This window comes from Bradyrhizobium sp. HKCCYLS3013 (assembly GCF_051167615.1).
Lineage (GTDB): Bacteria > Pseudomonadota > Alphaproteobacteria > Rhizobiales > Xanthobacteraceae > Bradyrhizobium.
Window position 1 is genome coordinate 335,297 of record NZ_JBNPTK010000001.1, and the last position, 16,140, is coordinate 351,436.

Here is a 16,140-nt window from a genome sequence, read left to right on the forward strand (position 1 = left end):
CGCGGCGCGTCTGATATGTAGCTGCGATGCAGGCTGTCCTCAATTCCGCTCTTCCCATCTTCGCGTTGATCCTCACGGGGTTCCTGTGCGGCTGGTTCAATGTGTTCGACCGCACCGCGACCGACAATCTGAATCGTTTCGCCGTGTACCTGGCGCTGCCGGCGCTGATCTTCACGGCGATGTCCAAGATCGGCCTCGAGCAGGTCGGCCAGTTCGGCTTCATCGGCGCGTTCTGCGGTGGCATCGCCGCGACCTTCGCGACCGGCTTCGTGATCAGCCGTCTGCGCGGCCGCCGCGCCGCCAATGCCAGCATCGAGGGGCTCGATGCCGGCTACAGCAATGTCGGCTTCATGGGCATTCCGACGTGCCTGCTGGTGTTCGGCCCGGACAGCGCGCCGGCCTCGATCATCGCCACCCTGTTCACGGCCTGTGTGCTGTTCCTGTTCGCGATCGTCGTCGTCGAGATGGATCTGCAGAAGGGCGCCACCCTGGGCGCAACGATCGCCAAGGTGGCGCGTTCGCTGCTGACAAGTCCGTTGTTCATCGCGCCCGTCGCCGGACTCGCGGTCGGCCTCAGCGGCTTCGCATTGCCGGCGCCGTTCATGAGCTTCACCAGCCTGCTCGGCGGCGCGGCCTCGCCGGCCGCTCTGGTCTGCATCGGCCTGTTCCTGGCGCAGGAGCGCGTCGTCACGCACGATGCGACATCAATCGCGATCCTGGTGTCGCTGAAGCTGCTGATGCAGCCCGCGGTGACCGCGCTGCTCGCCTTCCACGTCTTTTCGATGCCGCCTCTCTGGTCGCATTCGGCCGTCATCCTCAGCGCGTTGCCGATCGGCTCGGGGCCGTTCACGATCGCCAAACTGTATGGGCTCGAGGCGGGTGTCACGTCGGGCTCGATCCTCGTCTCGCACATCTTCGCCGTCCTCACCGTCTCGCTGCTCGTGGCCTGGCTCGCGCCGGGCTGATCGCAACTTCGTTCGCTGGAGTGGTCCGATGAAGATCTCCCCCGACAGTGCCGCCGACCTGATCGCCCGCCTGCTCAAGCGCCGCGGCGTTGCCCGCGTGTTCGCGCTGTGCGGCGGCCATATCATGCCGATCTGGATGCGGCTCGATGCCGAGGGCATCCGCATCATCGACGTGCGCGACGAGCGCGCGGCCGTGCATATGGCGCAGGCGCATGCGGAGCTGACTGGTGAGCTCGGCGTCGCCCTGGTCACGGCCGGGCCCGGCATGACCAACGCGATCACCGGCATCGCCAACGCCCACGTCTCGCGCGCGCCGGTGCTGGTGATCTCGGGCGGCAACCCGCGGCCGCAGGAGAACCGCGGCGGCCTGCAGGACATGGACCACACCCAGCTCGTGCGTTCGATCACGCGCTACGCGCGCACCGTGCGCGAGCCGTCGCTGGTGCTGCAGGAGCTCGACGAGGCGATCGCGCGCGCGTTCGGCGACGGCGGCGAGCCAGGACCTGCGTTCATCGATTTCCCGGTCGACACCTTGCGCGGCATCGTGCCCAAGGCGCTGCAACTGGAGGAGCATCTCGCGCCGAAGCCGCGGGCGGCGCCGCGGCCGGACCAGGCCGAGGTCGAGAAGGCGGTCGAGCTGTTGTGGTCGGCGCGGCGCGTGCTCGTCATCTCCGGCCGCGGCGCGCGCGGCGCCGGCCCTGAGCTGATCGCGCTGCTCAACCGGCTCGGCGCCGTCTATCTCGACACCGGCGAGAGCAGGGGGCTCGTGCCCGACGATCACCCCTCGGTGGTCGGCGCGATGCGCGGCGCTGTCATGGGCGATGCCGACGTGGTGCTGACGGTCGGCCGCCGGCTCGACTTCCAGCTCGCCTACGGCTCGCCGGCCGTGTTCAAGGACGCCAAATTCGTCCGCATCAGCGACACCGCGAGCGAGCTGCGCGACAATCGCCGCGGCGCAGCCGAAATCCTCGCATCACCTGCGGAAACTCTCCGGGCAATGGTTGCGCTCGCGGGCAATCGCGAGTCGGCTGTCGACAAGCAATGGGCCGGCAAGCTCCGCTCCGCGCATCAGGAGCGCGCGGCCAAGCTGCGCCAGAGCATGGCGACAGCGCCGGCCGGCAGCGACGGACGGTTGCATCCGAACCGCGTGCTGTCGGCCCTGCAGGAGGCGATCGGCAATGATGCCGTGGTCATCACCGACGGCGGCGATTTTCTCTCGTTCGCCCGCGTCGGCCTGAGCGCGCCGCTGATGCTCGATCCCGGCCCGTTCGGCTGCATCGGCATCGGCGTGCCCTATGGCATCGCCGCGAGCCTCGCCTTTCCCGACAAGCCCGTGGTGGTCGCGACCGGCGACGGCGCCTTCGGCTTCAACGCGATCGAGGTCGACACGGCCGTGCGCCACAAGGCGCCGGTGCTGATCGTCGTCGCCAACAACGGCGCCTGGCAGATCGAGGTGCACGACCAAACCGTGACCCATGGCAAGGTGGTCGGCACCAGGCTGCAATTCGCCGATCACGCCGCGATGGCGCGCGCCTTCGGCATGCATGCCGAGCGCGTCGAGACCGCGGAGCAACTCGGCCCCGCCATCCAGCGCGCGCTCGCGAATCGCCCGGCGCTGCTCGATGTGGTGGTGACGCCGGAAGCGGTGTCGTCGGATGCCAAGACCGGGCTCGCATGGGTGCCGGATCTGCAGCCGCTGGCGGCGTGGGACGAGGCGGAGCGCAAGTGGCGCGGCGCGTGAGGCCTCACACCTGCTGCAGCTGCCGCGGCGCGCTGAGCCACAGCGCGAGCAGGGTGCAGACTGCGCCGGACAGCAGGTAGCCGCCGGCCGAGAGCAGGCCGAGATGGGCGGCCAGCACGAGTGCCGCCAGCGGCGCGAAGCCGGCGCCGAACAGCCAGGCGAGGTCCGCCGTGAGCGCCGATGCCGTATAGCGATAGGTGCGCGCGAAATTGGCGGCGATCGCGCCGGAGGACTGGCCGAACGACAGGCCGAGCAGGATGAAGCCGAGCACCATGTAGATGGTCTCGCCGATCGGGCCGGCATCGAGCAGTTGCGGCGCGAAGCCCGAGAACACCGCGATCGCGATCGCCGAGCCGATCAGGAGCGACTTGCGGCCGATGCGGTCGGCCAGCATGCCGGACCCGACAATGGCGACGACGCCGAACACCGCGCCGACCGCCTCGATGACCAGGAAGCGCGCCGGCGTCTCCTTGGTGAACAGGAACACCCAGGACAGCGGAAACACCGTCACCATGTGGAACAGCGCGAAGCTCGCCAGCGGCGCGAACGCGCCGATCACGATGTTGCGGCCCTCGTGCCGGATCGTGGTCATGACGCGCGCCGGCTGCAATTCGCGCGACTGGAACAGCTCGTCATATTCAGGCGTCACCACCATGCGCAGCCGCGCGAACAGCGCCACGACGTTGATGGCGAACGCCACGAAGAACGGGTAGCGCCAGCCCCAGTCGAAGAAGTCGGCCGCGGAGAGATAGCCGACGAAGAAAGCGAACAGCACGCTGGCGACGATCAGCCCGAGCGGCGCGCCGAGCTGCGGGATCATCGCATACCAGCCGCGCTGGTGCTCCGGCGCATTCATGGCAAGCAGCGACGCCAGCCCGTCCCAGGCACCGCCCCAGGCGAGGCCCTGGCCGATCCGCGCCAGCGCCAGCAGCCAGATCGCGGCCGCACCGACGGTGTGATAGCTCGGCAGGAAGGCGATCGCGACCGTCGAGGTGCCCAGCAGGAACAATGCGGTGATCAGCTTGGCGCTCTTGCCGTAGCGGCGGTCGATCGCCATGAAGATCACGCTGCCGAACGGGCGGGCGATGAAGGCGAGCGCGAACAGCGCGAACGAATACAGCGTCTGCGTCAGCTCGTCGGCGAACGGAAACACGAGGCGCGGAAACACGATCACCGAGGCGATGGCGTAGACGAAGAAGTCGAAGAACTCCGACGTGCGCCCGACGATCACGCCGATCGCGATCTCGCCCGGATGCGCCTCATGCGTGCGGGAGAGATGGGTTTCGCCGTCGGCGGTCGCCGCTGCCTGTGTCATCGCGCTGCCTGCAGTCCTCTCGTACTCTATTTTCGCCACGTAATTGTCGTCCTCGGCGCCGCTCCGGTATTGGACAAATTGTCCAATACCGGCCGTGTCGTCCGATCGCTAGGTGAGGCCTCGTTCAGAGATCCGCCGTGCGACGAGGTTGAGCGTGCGTTACTGGAAATTCTTAGGCATGCTGCCGCTGGGGCTCGCGCTCGGAGGCTGCAATCTGGTCGTGCTCGCGCCCTCCGGCGACGTCGCCGCCCAGCAGCGCGATCTCGTGATCATCGCCACCGTACTGATGCTGCTGATCGTGATCCCGGTGATGGCGGCCACGGCCATGATCGCATGGCGCTACCGCCAGTCCAATAAGGCGGCGACCTACACGCCGGACTGGGACCACTCCACCCAGCTCGAGCTTCTGATCTGGGCGGCGCCGCTGCTGATCATCATCTGCCTGGGCGCGGTGACGTGGATGGGCACGCATCTGCTCGATCCCTATCGAACGCTCGGACGCATCTCCGCCGAGCGCGCGGTGACGCCGCAGGACAAGCCGCTCGAGGTCGACGTCGTCGCGCTCGATTGGAAGTGGCTGTTCATCTATCCCGAATACGGCATCGCCAGCCTCAACGAGCTCGCAGCTCCCGTGAACCGGCCGCTCGATTTCAGGATCACCTCGTCCTCGGTAATGAACTCGTTCTATATTCCGGCACTCGCCGGCCAGATCTATGCGATGCCGGGCATGCAGAGCCGGCTGCACGCCGTCATCAACAAGCCCGGCGTCTATCGCGGTTTCTCGGCCAACTACAGCGGCTCCGGCTTCTCCGGCATGCGCTTCGCTTTCCGTGGCCTGTCGGATGCGGACTTCGCCGGATGGGTCGACAAGGCCAAGGCGAGTGGGCAGGAGCTCAACAAGCAGGATTATCTTGCGCTCGAGCGTCCGAGCGCCAATGAACCGGTTCGCCACTATGCCTCGGTTGACAGCGACCTGTTCCGCGCCATCCTCAACATGTGCGTCGAGCCCGGCAAGATGTGCATGAGCGAGATGATGGCGATCGACGCGCAGGGCGGCATGGGCATGGCCGGCGTGCGCAACACGCTGCCGCTCGCCTATGACAAGTTCGCCGGCCGCGGCGCCGTGTTCGGCACCGAGCCGAGCTTCGTTGCCGGCGGCGTCTGCCTGCCGGGCGATCAGGTCACGCGGATGGCCGAGGACTCTTCGCCGACCGTGCTGGCGCCGCTGGACTGGACGCCATTGCAGGGGCGCGGGCTGGCGCGGCCCGGCCTGCTGCGGCCGTCCAAGGCATCCTTCATCACGGGGCCAACCTCAAAGTCGGATTCGTGAGGGTCCATCATGTTCGATACAGCAGAGCTCACAAAGATCATCTTCGGCCGGCTGACGCTGGAGTCGCTGCCGCTGCACGAGCCGATCATCGTCGGCACCTTCGCCATGGTCGCGCTCGGCGGTCTCGCGCTGTTTGGCGCGATCACCTATTTCCGGCTGTGGGGCTATCTCTGGAAAGAGTGGTTCACCACCGTCGACCACAAGCGCATCGGCATCATGTACATGGTGCTCGGCATCGTCATGCTGCTGCGCGGCTTCGCCGATGCGCTGATGATGCGCCTGCAGCAGGCGATCGCCTTCAATGGCTCCGAAGGCTACCTGAACTCGCACCACTATGATCAGGTGTTCACGGCGCACGGCGTGATCATGATCTTCTTCGTGGCGATGCCGCTGGTCACCGGCCTGATGAACTACGTCGTGCCGCTGCAGATCGGCGCCCGCGACGTGTCGTTCCCGTTCCTCAACAATTTCAGCTTCTGGATGACCACGTCCGGCGCCGTGCTGGTGATGTGCTCGCTGTTCGTCGGCGAGTTCGCGCGCACCGGCTGGCTGGCCTATCCGCCGCTGTCGAACCTGTCCTACAGTCCGGATGTCGGCGTCGACTATTACATCTGGGCGCTGCAGGTTGCCGGCGTGGGAACGTTGTTATCCGGCGTCAACCTGATCTGCACCATCGTCAAGATGCGCGCCCCCGGCATGACCATGATGAAGATGCCGGTCTTCACCTGGACGTCACTGTGCACCAACGTCCTGATCGTCGCCTCCTTCCCGGTGCTGACAGCGGTGCTGGCGCTGCTGTCGCTCGACCGCTACGTCGGCACCAACTTCTTTACCAATGATTTCGGCGGCGATCCGATGATGTATGTCAACCTCATCTGGATCTGGGGCCATCCCGAGGTCTACATCCTCATCCTGCCGGCGTTCGGCATCTTCTCCGAGGTGACCTCGACCTTCTCGGGCAAGCGGCTGTTCGGCTACACCTCGATGGTCTACGCCACCGTCGTCATCACCATCCTGTCCTATCTGGTCTGGCTGCACCACTTCTTCACCATGGGGTCGGGGGCCAGCGTCAACTCCTTCTTTGGCATCACCACGATGATCATCTCGATCCCGACGGGCGCGAAGATGTTCAACTGGCTGTTCACGATGTATCGCGGCCGCATCCGCTTCGAGCTGCCGATGATGTGGACGGTCGCCTTCATGCTGACCTTCGTGATCGGCGGCATGACCGGCGTGCTGCTCGCGGTGCCGCCGGCCGACTTCGTGCTGCACAACAGCCTGTTCCTGGTCGCGCATTTCCACAACGTGATCATCGGCGGCGTGCTGTTCGGCCTGTTCGCCGGCATCGCCTACTGGTTCCCGAAGGCGTTCGGCTTCAGGCTCGATCCGTTCTGGGGCAAGCTGTCGTTCTGGTTCTGGACGGTGGGCTTCTACTTTGCCTTCATGCCGCTCTATGTGCTCGGCCTGATGGGCGTGACGCGTCGCCTGCGCACCTTCGACGATCCGAGCCTGCAGATCTGGTTCGTGATCGCCGGCATCGGCGCGTTCCTGATCCTGCTGGGCATCGCGAGCTTCCTGATCCAGATCGCGGTCAGCATCCTGCGCCGCGAGCAGCTCGCCGACGTCTCCGGCGATCCCTGGAATGCGCGCACCCTGGAGTGGGCGACGTCGTCGCCGCCGCCGGCCTACAACTTCGCCTTCACGCCCGTCGTCCACGACAACGACGCATGGTGGGACATGAAGCGCCGTGGCTACACCCGTCCGCTCGCCGGCTTCAAGGCGATCCACATGCCGAGCAACACCGGCACCGGCGTGATCCTGGCAGCGCTGAGCACCACCATGGCGTTTGGCCTGATCTGGTACATGTGGTGGATGGCGGCGGGCAGCTTCGTCGCGCTGCTCGCGGTCGCGATTGGCCACACCTTCAACTATCACCGCAGCTTCCACATCCCGGCCGATGAGGTCGTCAGCGCCGAGCGTGCGCGCACCGAGCTGCTCGCGGCAGGAGCCAAGTCATGACGGTCGCGATGGGCACATTGAAGGCCGGCGAGCCGGTCTTCTACGTCGTCGACGAGCACGAGCACGCCGAAGGCAGCAGCACGATGCTCGGCTTCTGGATCTATCTGATGAGCGACTGTCTCATCTTTGCGATCCTGTTCGCCGTCTATGGCGTGCTCGGCGCCAAATATGCCGCCGGTCCGGCGCCGAAGGACCTGTTCGACCTGTCGCTGGTCGCGGTCAACACCTCGTTCCTGCTGCTGTCCTCGCTTACCTACGGCTTCGCGATGCTGTCGATGCAGCAGAATCGCGTCGGCGCGATGCAGGCCTGGCTCGTGGTGACCGGGCTGTTCGGCCTCGCCTTCCTCGGCATCGAGCTGACCGAGTTCGCGCACATGATCCATGAGGGCGCGACGCCGCAACGCAGCGCCTTTCTGTCGTCGTTCTTCACGCTCGTTGGAACCCACGGCCTGCATGTGACGTTCGGTCTGGTCTGGCTGGTCACGCTGATGGTGCAGGTCAGGACCCACGGCCTGATCGAGGCCAACCGCCGCCGGCTGGTCTGCCTCAGCATGTTCTGGCACTTCCTCGACGTGATCTGGATCGGTGTCTTCACCTTCGTTTATCTGATGGGAATGCTGCGATGAGCTCTGATGCACGCGCGCACGGCTCGGCCGACGACCATGCCGGCACGCGCTCCGGCCAGCTGATCGGCTTCGGCGCCTCCGTCGTCCTCACTGCGATTCCGTTTCTGCTGGTGATGAACGGCTCGCTCGACAGGCAGGCCACCGCGCTGATCATCATGGCGTTCGCGGCCGTGCAGGTCGTCGTTCACATGATCTTCTTCCTGCACATGAACACCAAGGCCGAGGGCGGCTGGACCATGATGGCGCTGATCTTCACCATCATCATGGTGGTGATCGCGCTCTCGGGCTCGCTCTGGGTCATGCATCACCTGACCACCAACATGATGCCGGTGCATGAGATGGGCCAGACGCCGTGATGTCGGCTCCTGCCGACGGGGCAGGGGAACGCGATGAGGCCGGCCGCGGGCGATCCGGCGCGCTGCGGCTCGCGATCGGCGCGGCGTGGGTTGCGTGCGTCGCGATTCTGCTGGCGCTGGGCGTCTGGCAGATCGAGCGGCGGGCCTGGAAACTCGACCTGATCGATCGTGTCGAGCGCCGCGTTCATGCCGAACCTGTGCCGGCGCCGGGCCCGGCGGATTGGCCGGCGATCAATCGCAGCGATGACGAGTACAAGCGGGTCACACTGAGCGGCCGCTTTCTCAACGATCGCGAGACGCTGGTGCAGGCGCTGACGGTCGAGGGCTCCGGCTATTGGGTGGTGACGCCGCTGCGGACCGTCGGCGGCACCGTGCTCGTCAATCGTGGCTTCGTGCCCGCGGATCGCCGCGCCCGCGCAAGCCGCAGCGCCGGGAACCCGGATGGCACGGTCAGCGTGACGGGATTGCTGCGGCTCTCCGAGCCGGGCGGCGGCTTCCTGCGCCACAACGATCCCGCGGGGAATCGCTGGTATTCACGTGACGTCGGGGCGATCGCGGCGGCGCGCGGTCTGTCCGACGTCGCGCCATTCTTCGTCGATGCCGATGCGACCCCGAATCCCGGCGGGCTTCCGATCGGCGGACTCACCGTGATCTCGTTTCCGAACAACCATCTGGTTTACGCGCTCACCTGGTTTACATTGGCTCTCATGCTGGCCGGCGCCGGGCTGCAGCGGCTCCGCCGCGCGCAGCGTGATCCGAAGCGCCGGCGGCGCAGGATGTGGAATGGGATCAGCGGCGGCAGGACATGGGTGGATGCGGGGTGACGTGTTGAGGGATCGAAGCTTCCCGTTCTGGCGGCGGAGACCGGACGTGGCCTCATGAGAAGCGAGGCGCCCAACCTGCCGTTCGGAGCCGTGGCCGCGATCGCCACACCCGAGATCAACGCGCCGCTGCCGACCAGGGACGCGACCAACCGCAAGAACATGGTGCTGCTGATCCAGCTGCGCTGGATCGCCGTGGTCGGCCAGATCGTCACCATCGGCTTCGTGACCACCTGGTTCGGCATCGCGCTGCCGGTGCTGCCGATGGTGGCGATCATCTGCGCGCTGGTGGCGCTCAACGTCGCCAGCCACATCTGGCTGCGCAGGCGCGACGACGTCGGCAATCGCCATTTGCTGATCGCCCTGATGCTGGACGTGGTGGCGTTGACATCGGAGCTCTATCTCACCGGCGGCGCGTCGAATCCGTTCACGTGCCTCTATCTGCTGCAGGTCACGCTGGGGGCCGTGCTGCTCGATGCGCGCTCGTCCTGGTCGCTGGTCGCACTGACGGTGCTCAGCTTCATCTGGCTCACCATCGAGTACCGCCCGCTGCAACTGCCGCAGCATCACGTCAGCGATGCCTTCACCCTGCACATCACCGGCATGTTCGTCGGCTTCGTGCTCGACGCCGTGCTGCTCGTCGTGTTCGTCACCCGGATCAACCGGAACCTGCGCGAGCGCGACGCCAAGCTCGCCGATCTGCGCCAGCACGCCGTCGAGCAGGATCACATCATCCGCATGGGCCTGCTCGCCTCAGGTGCCGCGCATGAGCTCGGGACCCCGCTGGCGTCGATCTCGGTGATCCTGAACGATTGGCGGCGCATGACCGCGATCTCTGCCGATCCGACGCTCGCGGAGGATTTCACCGAAATGGAAGCGGCGGTGCAGCGCTGCAAGTCGATCGTGACTGACATCCTGGTCTCGGCCGGCCAGGCGCGGGGCGAAGGCTCGGCGCCCACGACGTTGAAGGCGTTCCTGACGACGCTGGTCGCCGAATGGAGCGCGGCGCGCTCGGCGCGCAATCTGACGTTCCGCAACGAGTTCGGCTCGGATCCGACGATCGTCTCCGACGTCGCGCTGAAGCAGGCGATCGTCAACGTGCTCGACAACGCGTTCGAAGTCTCGCGCGAGTGGGTGGAGTTCGTCGCCGAACGGGACGGCGATCAGCTGCTGCTCAGCGTCAGCGATCGCGGGCCGGGTTTTGATCCGGCGATGCTGGGCCAGCTCGGACGTCCCTATCAGTCGAGCAAGGGCCGCCCGGGGCGCGGTCTGGGCCTGTTCCTGGTGGTCAACGTGATCCGCAAGCTGGGCGGCAGCGTTTCGGCCTGGAACCACCGGGGACGTGGGGCGACCGTACGGCTGTCGCTGCCGTTGTCGACGCTTGTGATTGGAGAGCGCGATGGCGAATGACATGTCTCTCCTGATCGTCGAGGACGATGACGGTTTTGCACGCACCCTGAAGCGCTCGTTCGAGCGGCGCGGCTACGAGGCCGTGATCGCGGCGTCGCTCGAGGACGTCGACCAGGCCGTCAAGGAGAAGACGTTCGGCTATGCCGTCGTCGATCTCAAGCTCGGCGGCGCCTCAGGCCTCGTCTGCGTCGAGAAGCTGCACGCGCATGATCCGGAGATGCTGATCGTGGTGCTCACGGGCTTTGCCAGCATCGCCACTGCGGTGGAGGCGATCAAGCTCGGCGCCTGCCATTATCTCGCCAAGCCGTCGAACACCGACGATATCGAGGAAGCGTTCCGCAAGGCGCAGGGCAATGCGCAAGTGGCGCTGGCCGAGCGTTCCACCTCGATCAAGACGCTGGAGTGGGAGCGTATCCACCAGACCCTGATCGAGACAGACTTCAACATCTCCGAAGCCGCAAGAAGGCTCGGCATGCATCGCCGGACTCTGGCGCGCAAGCTGGAGAAGCGCCCGGTGAAGTAGGATGGTCTGCTGTCGTTCGCAGCGATGGAAAGCAGCTAGTTCGGCAGAGCGTGGCAGGCTCCCTCTCCCCGTGAAGAACGGGGAGAGGGAGCGCACTACCGTCGTGGCGAGCACCTACTCTGCCGGTCGCTCATGCGCGCCTCAACCTACTCCCTCGCCAGCGCCGTTGCCGGATCGAGCCGCGAGGCGCCGCGGGCGGGCATGTAGCCGAAGCCGATGCCGATCGCCATCGACGTGACCGCGGCGCCGACCATGGCCAGCGGCGAATAGATCAGCTGGAAGCCGACGTCGAGCGCGTTGAAGACCGTGCCGAAGCCGACCGCGAGCGCCAGGCCCAGCGCACCGCCAAGCAGGCAGACCAGCACGGCCTCGATCAGGAACTGCATCAGGATGTCGCTGCGCCGCGCGCCGACCGCCATGCGCACGCCGATCTCGCCGACGCGCTCGGACACCGATACCAGCATGATGTTCATGACGCCGATGCCGCCGACCAAGAGCGAGATCACGGCGATGGCCGCCACCAGCAGGGTCAGAACCTGCGTCGTGCTCTCGACGGTCTTGCGGATGTCGTCGGTGTTGAGCACGAAGAAGTCCTTGGCGTTGTGCCGTGCCGTCAGCAGCGCCGTCGCGGCGCGCTCGGCCGCCGCCATCGGCGTCGCCTCGTCGACGCGGACGCTGATGCTGCGCAGCACCTGGTTGCCGAGGAAGCGCGCCTGCACCGTGGTGTAGGGCAGATAGACGATCGGCGTGGAGCTGGAGCCGAACCCGGCCTGCTGCTGCTTGGTGACGCCGACGACGCGGCAGGGCACCTTGCCGATCAGGATGACGCTGCCGAGCGGACTGACGTCGGAATCCGGAAACAGCGCCTTGCGCGCATTGTCGTCGATCACGGCGTCCTGGGCGTAGGATCGCACGGTGTCGGCATCGAGATAGCTGCCTTCCGCGAGCTCGGTGTTCTTGACGCGGAAATACTGCTCGCCGACGCCCGAGATCTGGGCGCTGACCTCGACGGCGCCGAACCGCAAGGTGCTGGTGGTCGAGACCGTCGGCGAGATCGCATCCACGTAAGGCTGCTCAGCCATGACCTTGGCATCCGCGAGCACCAGCGTCCTGATCTTGCTGGAACGGGTGTCGCCGAAATCCTTGCCGGGAAAGAATTCCAGCGTGTTGGTGCCGAGCCGGTTGATGTTCTCCAGCACCCGCGCCTGCGAGCCGCGGCCGAGCGCCAGCACCATGACGACGGAGGCGACGCCGATGATGATGCCGAGCATGGTGAGGAAGGCGCGCAGCCGGTGCGCATTCATGGCGAGCAGCGCCATCCGTGCCGCCTCGCGGAAGCGGTCGAGATGACTGCGCCACCATGATGGCGCCGGCGATCCGGCGTCCTCGGCCGCGGCGGCAGCCGCCGGCCCGGGCGAAAGTGGATTGGGCTTGTCCGAGATGACGCGGCCGTCCTGCAGCTCGATGATGCGGCGCGCGCGCTGCGCGACGCCGGCATCATGCGTGACGATGATGACCGTGCGGCCGGAGGCGCTGATCTCGTCGAGGATGCGCAGCACCTCCTCGCCGCTGGCGCGGTCGAGCGCACCGGTCGGCTCGTCGGCGAGGATCACGTCGGGATCGTTGACCAGCGCGCGGGCAATCGAGACGCGCTGCTGCTGCCCGCCGGAGAGCTGTCCCGGCCTGTGATCGGTGCGGCTGCCCATGCCGAGCCGCTGCAGCAGCGCCTCGGCCTTGCGGCGCCGGGCCGACGGGCCAAGCCCCGCATAGACGGCGGGCACCTCGGCATTCTCGGTGGCAGTGAGCTCGCCGAGCAAATGATAGCGCTGGAAGATGAAGCCGAAATGCTCGCGCCGCAGCGCCGCCAGCTCATCCGGATCGAGCGAGCTCATTTCACGTCCGGCGATCCGGTAGCTGCCGGACGTCGGACGGTCCAGACAGCCGAGGATGTTCATTAGCGTCGACTTGCCGGAGCCCGACTGGCCGATGATCGCCACCATCTCGCCGCGCGCGATCCGGAGGTCGACGCCGCGCAAAGCGTGGACCGTGCCTTCGCCGGACGCGTAGCACCGTCCGACATTCTGCAGGTCGATCAGGACCTCGGTCATCATGCGCCTCCGGGCGGCGGCGGCATCACGGTTTGCTTCGTGCCCTGCTCGGGCGCCGAGATCACGACCCGCTCGCCCTCGCGCAGGCCGGACTGCACCTCGGCCCTGATCTTGTTGTTGAGGCCGATCCGCACCGCGCGTTTCTCCAGCGCGCCTGCGCCATTGAGCACGCGGACGTTGTAGCTGCCGTCCGGATTGGCATTGCCCAGGGCCGACGAGGCGATCGTCAGCACGTTGCGCGCTTCGCCGAGCAGGATGTGGACCTCGGCCGTCATGTAGGTCATCAGCCGCCCCTCAGGATTGGCGACGTCGAACACGCCGTTGTAGTAGATCGCCGACGATGTGGATGATGACGACGTGCTGCTGCTGCTCGATGTCGTGGTCGAGCTCGAGGAGAAGCTCGAATCGCTCTTGATCGATTCCGGCGCCGGCTCGATCGTGCCGAGCGTGGCCTCGTAGCGGCGGTCGGGATCGCCGAGGATGGTGAAGTAGATGTTCTGTCCCGGCCGGACCCGGACGACGTCGGCCTCCGAGATTTCGACGCGCACCGTCATGGTCTCGACCTGGCCGAGCACGACGATGGTCGGCGCCGACTGCACCGCATTGACGGTCTGGCCCTGCTGGGTGACGATCGACAGCACGGTGCCGTCGATCGGGGCCGTGATCTTGGTGTAGCCGAGATTGACGCGCGCGGTTTCGATCGCGACCTCGGCCTCGACGATCTGTGCGTCCAACTGCGCGATCTGGGCCTGGGTCTGCTTCGCGGTCGCCTCGGCGCTGTCGTAGTCGGCGCGCGACGAGGCCTTCTGCGCCAGCGTGACCTGCTGCCGCGCCAGGTTCGCCTCGGCGAGCGCCAGGGTGGCGACTTTCTCGTCGCGTTGCGCCCGGACGTTGCGCAGACTCGCCTCGTTGGTGCGCAGCGTATTCTGTTGCGTCAGCGAGTCGATTTCCGCGATCAGATCGCCGGCCTTGACCTTCTGTCCCAGCTTGACGTTGAGCGCGACCAGCCGTCCCGACGCCTGGGCGCCGACCGCCACCAGCTTGACCGGTTTCAGCGTGCCGGTGGCGAGCACGGTCTGCTCGATATCGCCGAGGGTGACCGGCGCCGTCACCAGGTTGGCGTTCGGATTGCGTGTGAACCGGGTAACGAACAGGAGGGCCAGCGCGAGCGCGACGAGCAGGCTGATGATCAGCACAGCCCGGCGGCGCGGACGCTTCGGCTTCAGCACCGGCGGGACGCCGTCTTCCGTAGCGGACGGTCGGGGCATGTGGGGCAGGGGTGCGTTCATCGCCTTGACTTCGAAAGGGCTGCGGAAATTACCTGGGCGCGCCGACCTGTGCGAGATGCGGGCCGGTGCCGCCGTCGACGATTTCGGGAACCGAGCTGTCGACTGCGCCGGTCCAGCCGCCGCCGAGCGCCTTGGCCAGCGCCACGTAGTTCTTCGCCAGAGTGGCGCGACTCGCGAGCAGGCTGTCCTCGGCAGTGAATTGCGAGCGCTCGGCATCGAGCACGTCGAGGAACGTGCTGGAGCCGGTCTGGTAGAGCGAGCGCGACAGCCGTGCGGCCTCGCCATAGCGCCGCGCCGACTCGCTCAGGCTGCGGATGCGGATGCGCTCCTGGCCGAGGCTCACGATGGCGTTCTCGACGTCCTCGAGCGCGCTCAGCACCGCGCTGCGCCAGGCGACGTGGTATTCGTCGCGCTGCGCTTCCGCGACCTCGACGGCGGCCTGCAGCTTGCCGCCGTTGAAGATCGGCACCGACAGGCTCGGACCGATCGACCAGCCGATCGTCGAGCTCTTGCCGAGATCACCGAGCTTCAATGCCGTGGTCGAGACCGTGCCGGTCAGGCTGACATCCGGGTACAGCGCAGCCGTCGCCTGTCCGATCTTGGCGGTGAACTGCGCGAGCTGCCGCTCCGCCTTGCGCACATCGGGGCGCATGACCAGCACGTCGGCCGGGATGCCCTTGGGCAGCGGCAGGCGCGGCGACGGGATCGGAGTCACCAGCGACAGGCGGAGGTTCAGCGCCGTCGGGTCGCGGCCGAGCAGCACGCCGAGCCGATGCACAGCCTGCTGATAGCTGCTCTCATAGGTCGGAATGGTGGCTTCGGTGCTGGCCGCCAGCGCGCTCGCCTTGGCGGTGTCGACGGCCGAGGCCGAGCCGGCATTCTGCTTGCGCTCGGTCAGCGCCGCGGTCTCGCGCTGCGAGGCCGCGGTGCGCCGGGCCAGCGCCGCACGCGCCTGATAGGCGCGCGCATCGATGTAGTTGGAGGCGACGTCGCCGATCAAGGTGAGCAGGGTCGCGCGCAGATCGTCCTCGGCGGCGTCGACGCCGTAGCCGGCGGCCTCGACGGCGCGGCGGTTGGCGCCGAACAGATCCAGCTCCCAGCTCGAATCGAAGCCGGCCTGGTACTGGCTATAGGTGGTCGGAGCGATCGCGATGCCATTCGTGGTGCTGCCGGCGCTGCGGGTCTCCGTCGCCGTGCCGGTGCCGCTCACGGTGGGGAACAGCGCGCCGACGGCCTGGCGCTGCGTCGCCCGCGCCTCGCGGATGCGCGCCTTGGCGGCGGCGACGTCGAGATTGCCGTCGACCGCTTCGCTGATCAGCTGATCGAGCAGCCCATCGTTGAGGTTGCGCCACCACTGCGCGAGCTTCAGCGTCTGCGCCGGCTGGTTGCGGTCGCTGCTCCAACGTTGTGGCACGCCGAACTCCGGCGTCACGTAGTCGGGGCCGACGGCGCAGCCGGCGAGCAGCGGCGTGGCGAGGCAGAGTGCGAGCAGGACGGGCTTCACGGCGGCTGATACGATCGCGGTTCGACAGGAGGCCGCGCAGGCTGGTCGGCCACGCCGCAGGACTTCCCCGTTGATGTTTGTTTGATGCACAGAGCCTAGGCAGATTAACGATTGCGCAGGGTTAAGTCGCGTG

Annotated in this window: 13 protein-coding genes; 9 read left to right on the forward strand and 4 right to left on the reverse strand. The window is 66.9% G+C overall.

The window, feature by feature from the left end; all coding sequences use genetic code 11:
- The first annotated feature begins 26 nt into the window (after positions 1-26).
- Together ACQR1F_RS01555 and ACQR1F_RS01560 are read left to right on the forward strand one after the other, a co-directional pair.
- Entirely contained in the window at positions 27-965 is a 939-nt protein-coding gene (locus ACQR1F_RS01555; protein WP_434912433.1) for an AEC family transporter, read from the forward strand.
- Positions 966-993: 28 nt separating this feature from the next.
- Positions 994-2,706 carry a thiamine pyrophosphate-binding protein gene (locus ACQR1F_RS01560; protein ID WP_434839324.1) on the forward strand — a complete coding sequence of 571 codons (1,713 nt, stop codon included), beginning with the start codon at positions 994-996 and terminating at the stop codon, positions 2,704-2,706.
- 4 nt (positions 2,707-2,710) lie between these two features.
- Here ACQR1F_RS01560 and ACQR1F_RS01565 read toward each other — a convergent pair whose 3' ends face one another.
- Positions 2,711-4,021: an MFS transporter gene (locus tag ACQR1F_RS01565; RefSeq protein ID WP_434839323.1), complete on the reverse strand. Its 1,311-nt coding sequence runs from the start codon at positions 4,019-4,021 to the stop codon at positions 2,711-2,713.
- Positions 4,022-4,175: 154 nt separating this feature from the next.
- On the opposite strand from ACQR1F_RS01565, the gene cyoA reads away from it, so the two are divergent.
- The 7 genes from cyoA to ACQR1F_RS01600 are packed head-to-tail and all read left to right on the forward strand — an operon-like array spanning position 4,176 to position 11,106.
- A complete protein-coding gene (gene cyoA, locus ACQR1F_RS01570; protein ID WP_316236929.1) occupies positions 4,176-5,351 on the forward strand; it encodes a ubiquinol oxidase subunit II in 1,176 nt (391 codons plus the stop codon).
- 9 nt (positions 5,352-5,360) lie between these two features.
- Positions 5,361-7,370, forward strand: coding sequence for a cytochrome o ubiquinol oxidase subunit I (gene cyoB, locus ACQR1F_RS01575; protein WP_316217749.1), 2,010 nt, complete (start codon positions 5,361-5,363; stop codon positions 7,368-7,370).
- Positions 7,367-7,996 (forward strand): cytochrome o ubiquinol oxidase subunit III, encoded by a 630-nt coding sequence (gene cyoC / locus ACQR1F_RS01580; RefSeq protein WP_434839322.1) that lies wholly within the window; start codon positions 7,367-7,369, stop codon positions 7,994-7,996. Before cyoB ends, cyoC begins: the two co-directional genes overlap by 4 nt.
- On the forward strand, positions 7,993-8,352 hold the full coding sequence (gene cyoD / locus ACQR1F_RS01585; RefSeq protein WP_434839321.1) for a cytochrome o ubiquinol oxidase subunit IV: 360 nt from the start codon (positions 7,993-7,995) through the stop codon (positions 8,350-8,352). The genes cyoC and cyoD overlap by 4 nt, the downstream gene beginning before the upstream one ends.
- On the forward strand, positions 8,352-9,176 hold the full coding sequence (locus ACQR1F_RS01590; RefSeq protein ID WP_434839320.1) for an SURF1 family protein: 825 nt from the start codon (positions 8,352-8,354) through the stop codon (positions 9,174-9,176). The genes cyoD and ACQR1F_RS01590 overlap by 1 nt, the downstream gene beginning before the upstream one ends.
- 54 nt (positions 9,177-9,230) lie before the next feature.
- Positions 9,231-10,583, forward strand: a complete 1,353-nt coding sequence (locus ACQR1F_RS01595) for an ATP-binding protein (protein ID WP_315802090.1) — start codon at positions 9,231-9,233, stop codon at positions 10,581-10,583.
- The gene (locus ACQR1F_RS01600) at positions 10,573-11,106 is read left to right on the forward strand and encodes a response regulator transcription factor (RefSeq protein ID WP_315802091.1); all 534 of its coding nucleotides are present in this window, start codon (positions 10,573-10,575) and stop codon (positions 11,104-11,106) included. Before ACQR1F_RS01595 ends, ACQR1F_RS01600 begins: the two co-directional genes overlap by 11 nt.
- Positions 11,107-11,252: 146 nt before the next feature.
- Here the strand turns inward: ACQR1F_RS01600 and ACQR1F_RS01605 are convergent, their stop codons facing one another.
- The 3 genes from ACQR1F_RS01605 to ACQR1F_RS01615 are packed head-to-tail and all read right to left on the reverse strand — an operon-like array spanning position 11,253 to position 16,007.
- Positions 11,253-13,214, reverse strand: a complete 1,962-nt coding sequence (locus tag ACQR1F_RS01605; protein ID WP_434839440.1) for a MacB family efflux pump subunit — start codon at positions 13,212-13,214, stop codon at positions 11,253-11,255.
- Positions 13,214-14,503, reverse strand: coding sequence for an efflux RND transporter periplasmic adaptor subunit (locus tag ACQR1F_RS01610; RefSeq protein ID WP_316236933.1), 1,290 nt, complete (start codon positions 14,501-14,503; stop codon positions 13,214-13,216). Before ACQR1F_RS01610 ends, ACQR1F_RS01605 begins: the two co-directional genes overlap by 1 nt.
- Before the next feature lie 28 nt (positions 14,504-14,531).
- On the reverse strand, positions 14,532-16,007 hold the full coding sequence (locus ACQR1F_RS01615) for an efflux transporter outer membrane subunit (RefSeq protein WP_434912434.1): 1,476 nt from the start codon (positions 16,005-16,007) through the stop codon (positions 14,532-14,534).
- Positions 16,008-16,140 lie beyond the last annotated feature (133 nt).

Bases quoted from the DNA above. Each gene is read 5' to 3' on its own strand.
- cyoD (WP_434839321.1), top strand. From the start codon at position 7,993: ATGAGCTCTGATGCACGCGCGCACGGCTCGGCCGACGACCATGCCGGC.
- cyoC (WP_434839322.1), top strand. From the start codon at position 7,367: ATGACGGTCGCGATGGGCACATTGAAGGCCGGCGAGCCGGTCTTCTAC.
- ACQR1F_RS01610 (WP_316236933.1), bottom strand. From the start codon at position 14,503: ATGAACGCACCCCTGCCCCACATGCCCCGACCGTCCGCTACGGAAGAC.
- ACQR1F_RS01555 (WP_434912433.1), top strand. From the start codon at position 27: ATGCAGGCTGTCCTCAATTCCGCTCTTCCCATCTTCGCGTTGATCCTC.
- ACQR1F_RS01595 (WP_315802090.1), top strand. From the start codon at position 9,231: ATGAGAAGCGAGGCGCCCAACCTGCCGTTCGGAGCCGTGGCCGCGATC.
- ACQR1F_RS01600 (WP_315802091.1), top strand. From the start codon at position 10,573: ATGGCGAATGACATGTCTCTCCTGATCGTCGAGGACGATGACGGTTTT.
- ACQR1F_RS01590 (WP_434839320.1), top strand. From the start codon at position 8,352: ATGTCGGCTCCTGCCGACGGGGCAGGGGAACGCGATGAGGCCGGCCGC.
- cyoB (WP_316217749.1), top strand. From the start codon at position 5,361: ATGTTCGATACAGCAGAGCTCACAAAGATCATCTTCGGCCGGCTGACG.
- ACQR1F_RS01560 (WP_434839324.1), top strand. From the start codon at position 994: ATGAAGATCTCCCCCGACAGTGCCGCCGACCTGATCGCCCGCCTGCTC.
- ACQR1F_RS01565 (WP_434839323.1), bottom strand. From the start codon at position 4,021: ATGACACAGGCAGCGGCGACCGCCGACGGCGAAACCCATCTCTCCCGC.
- ACQR1F_RS01605 (WP_434839440.1), bottom strand. From the start codon at position 13,214: ATGACCGAGGTCCTGATCGACCTGCAGAATGTCGGACGGTGCTACGCG.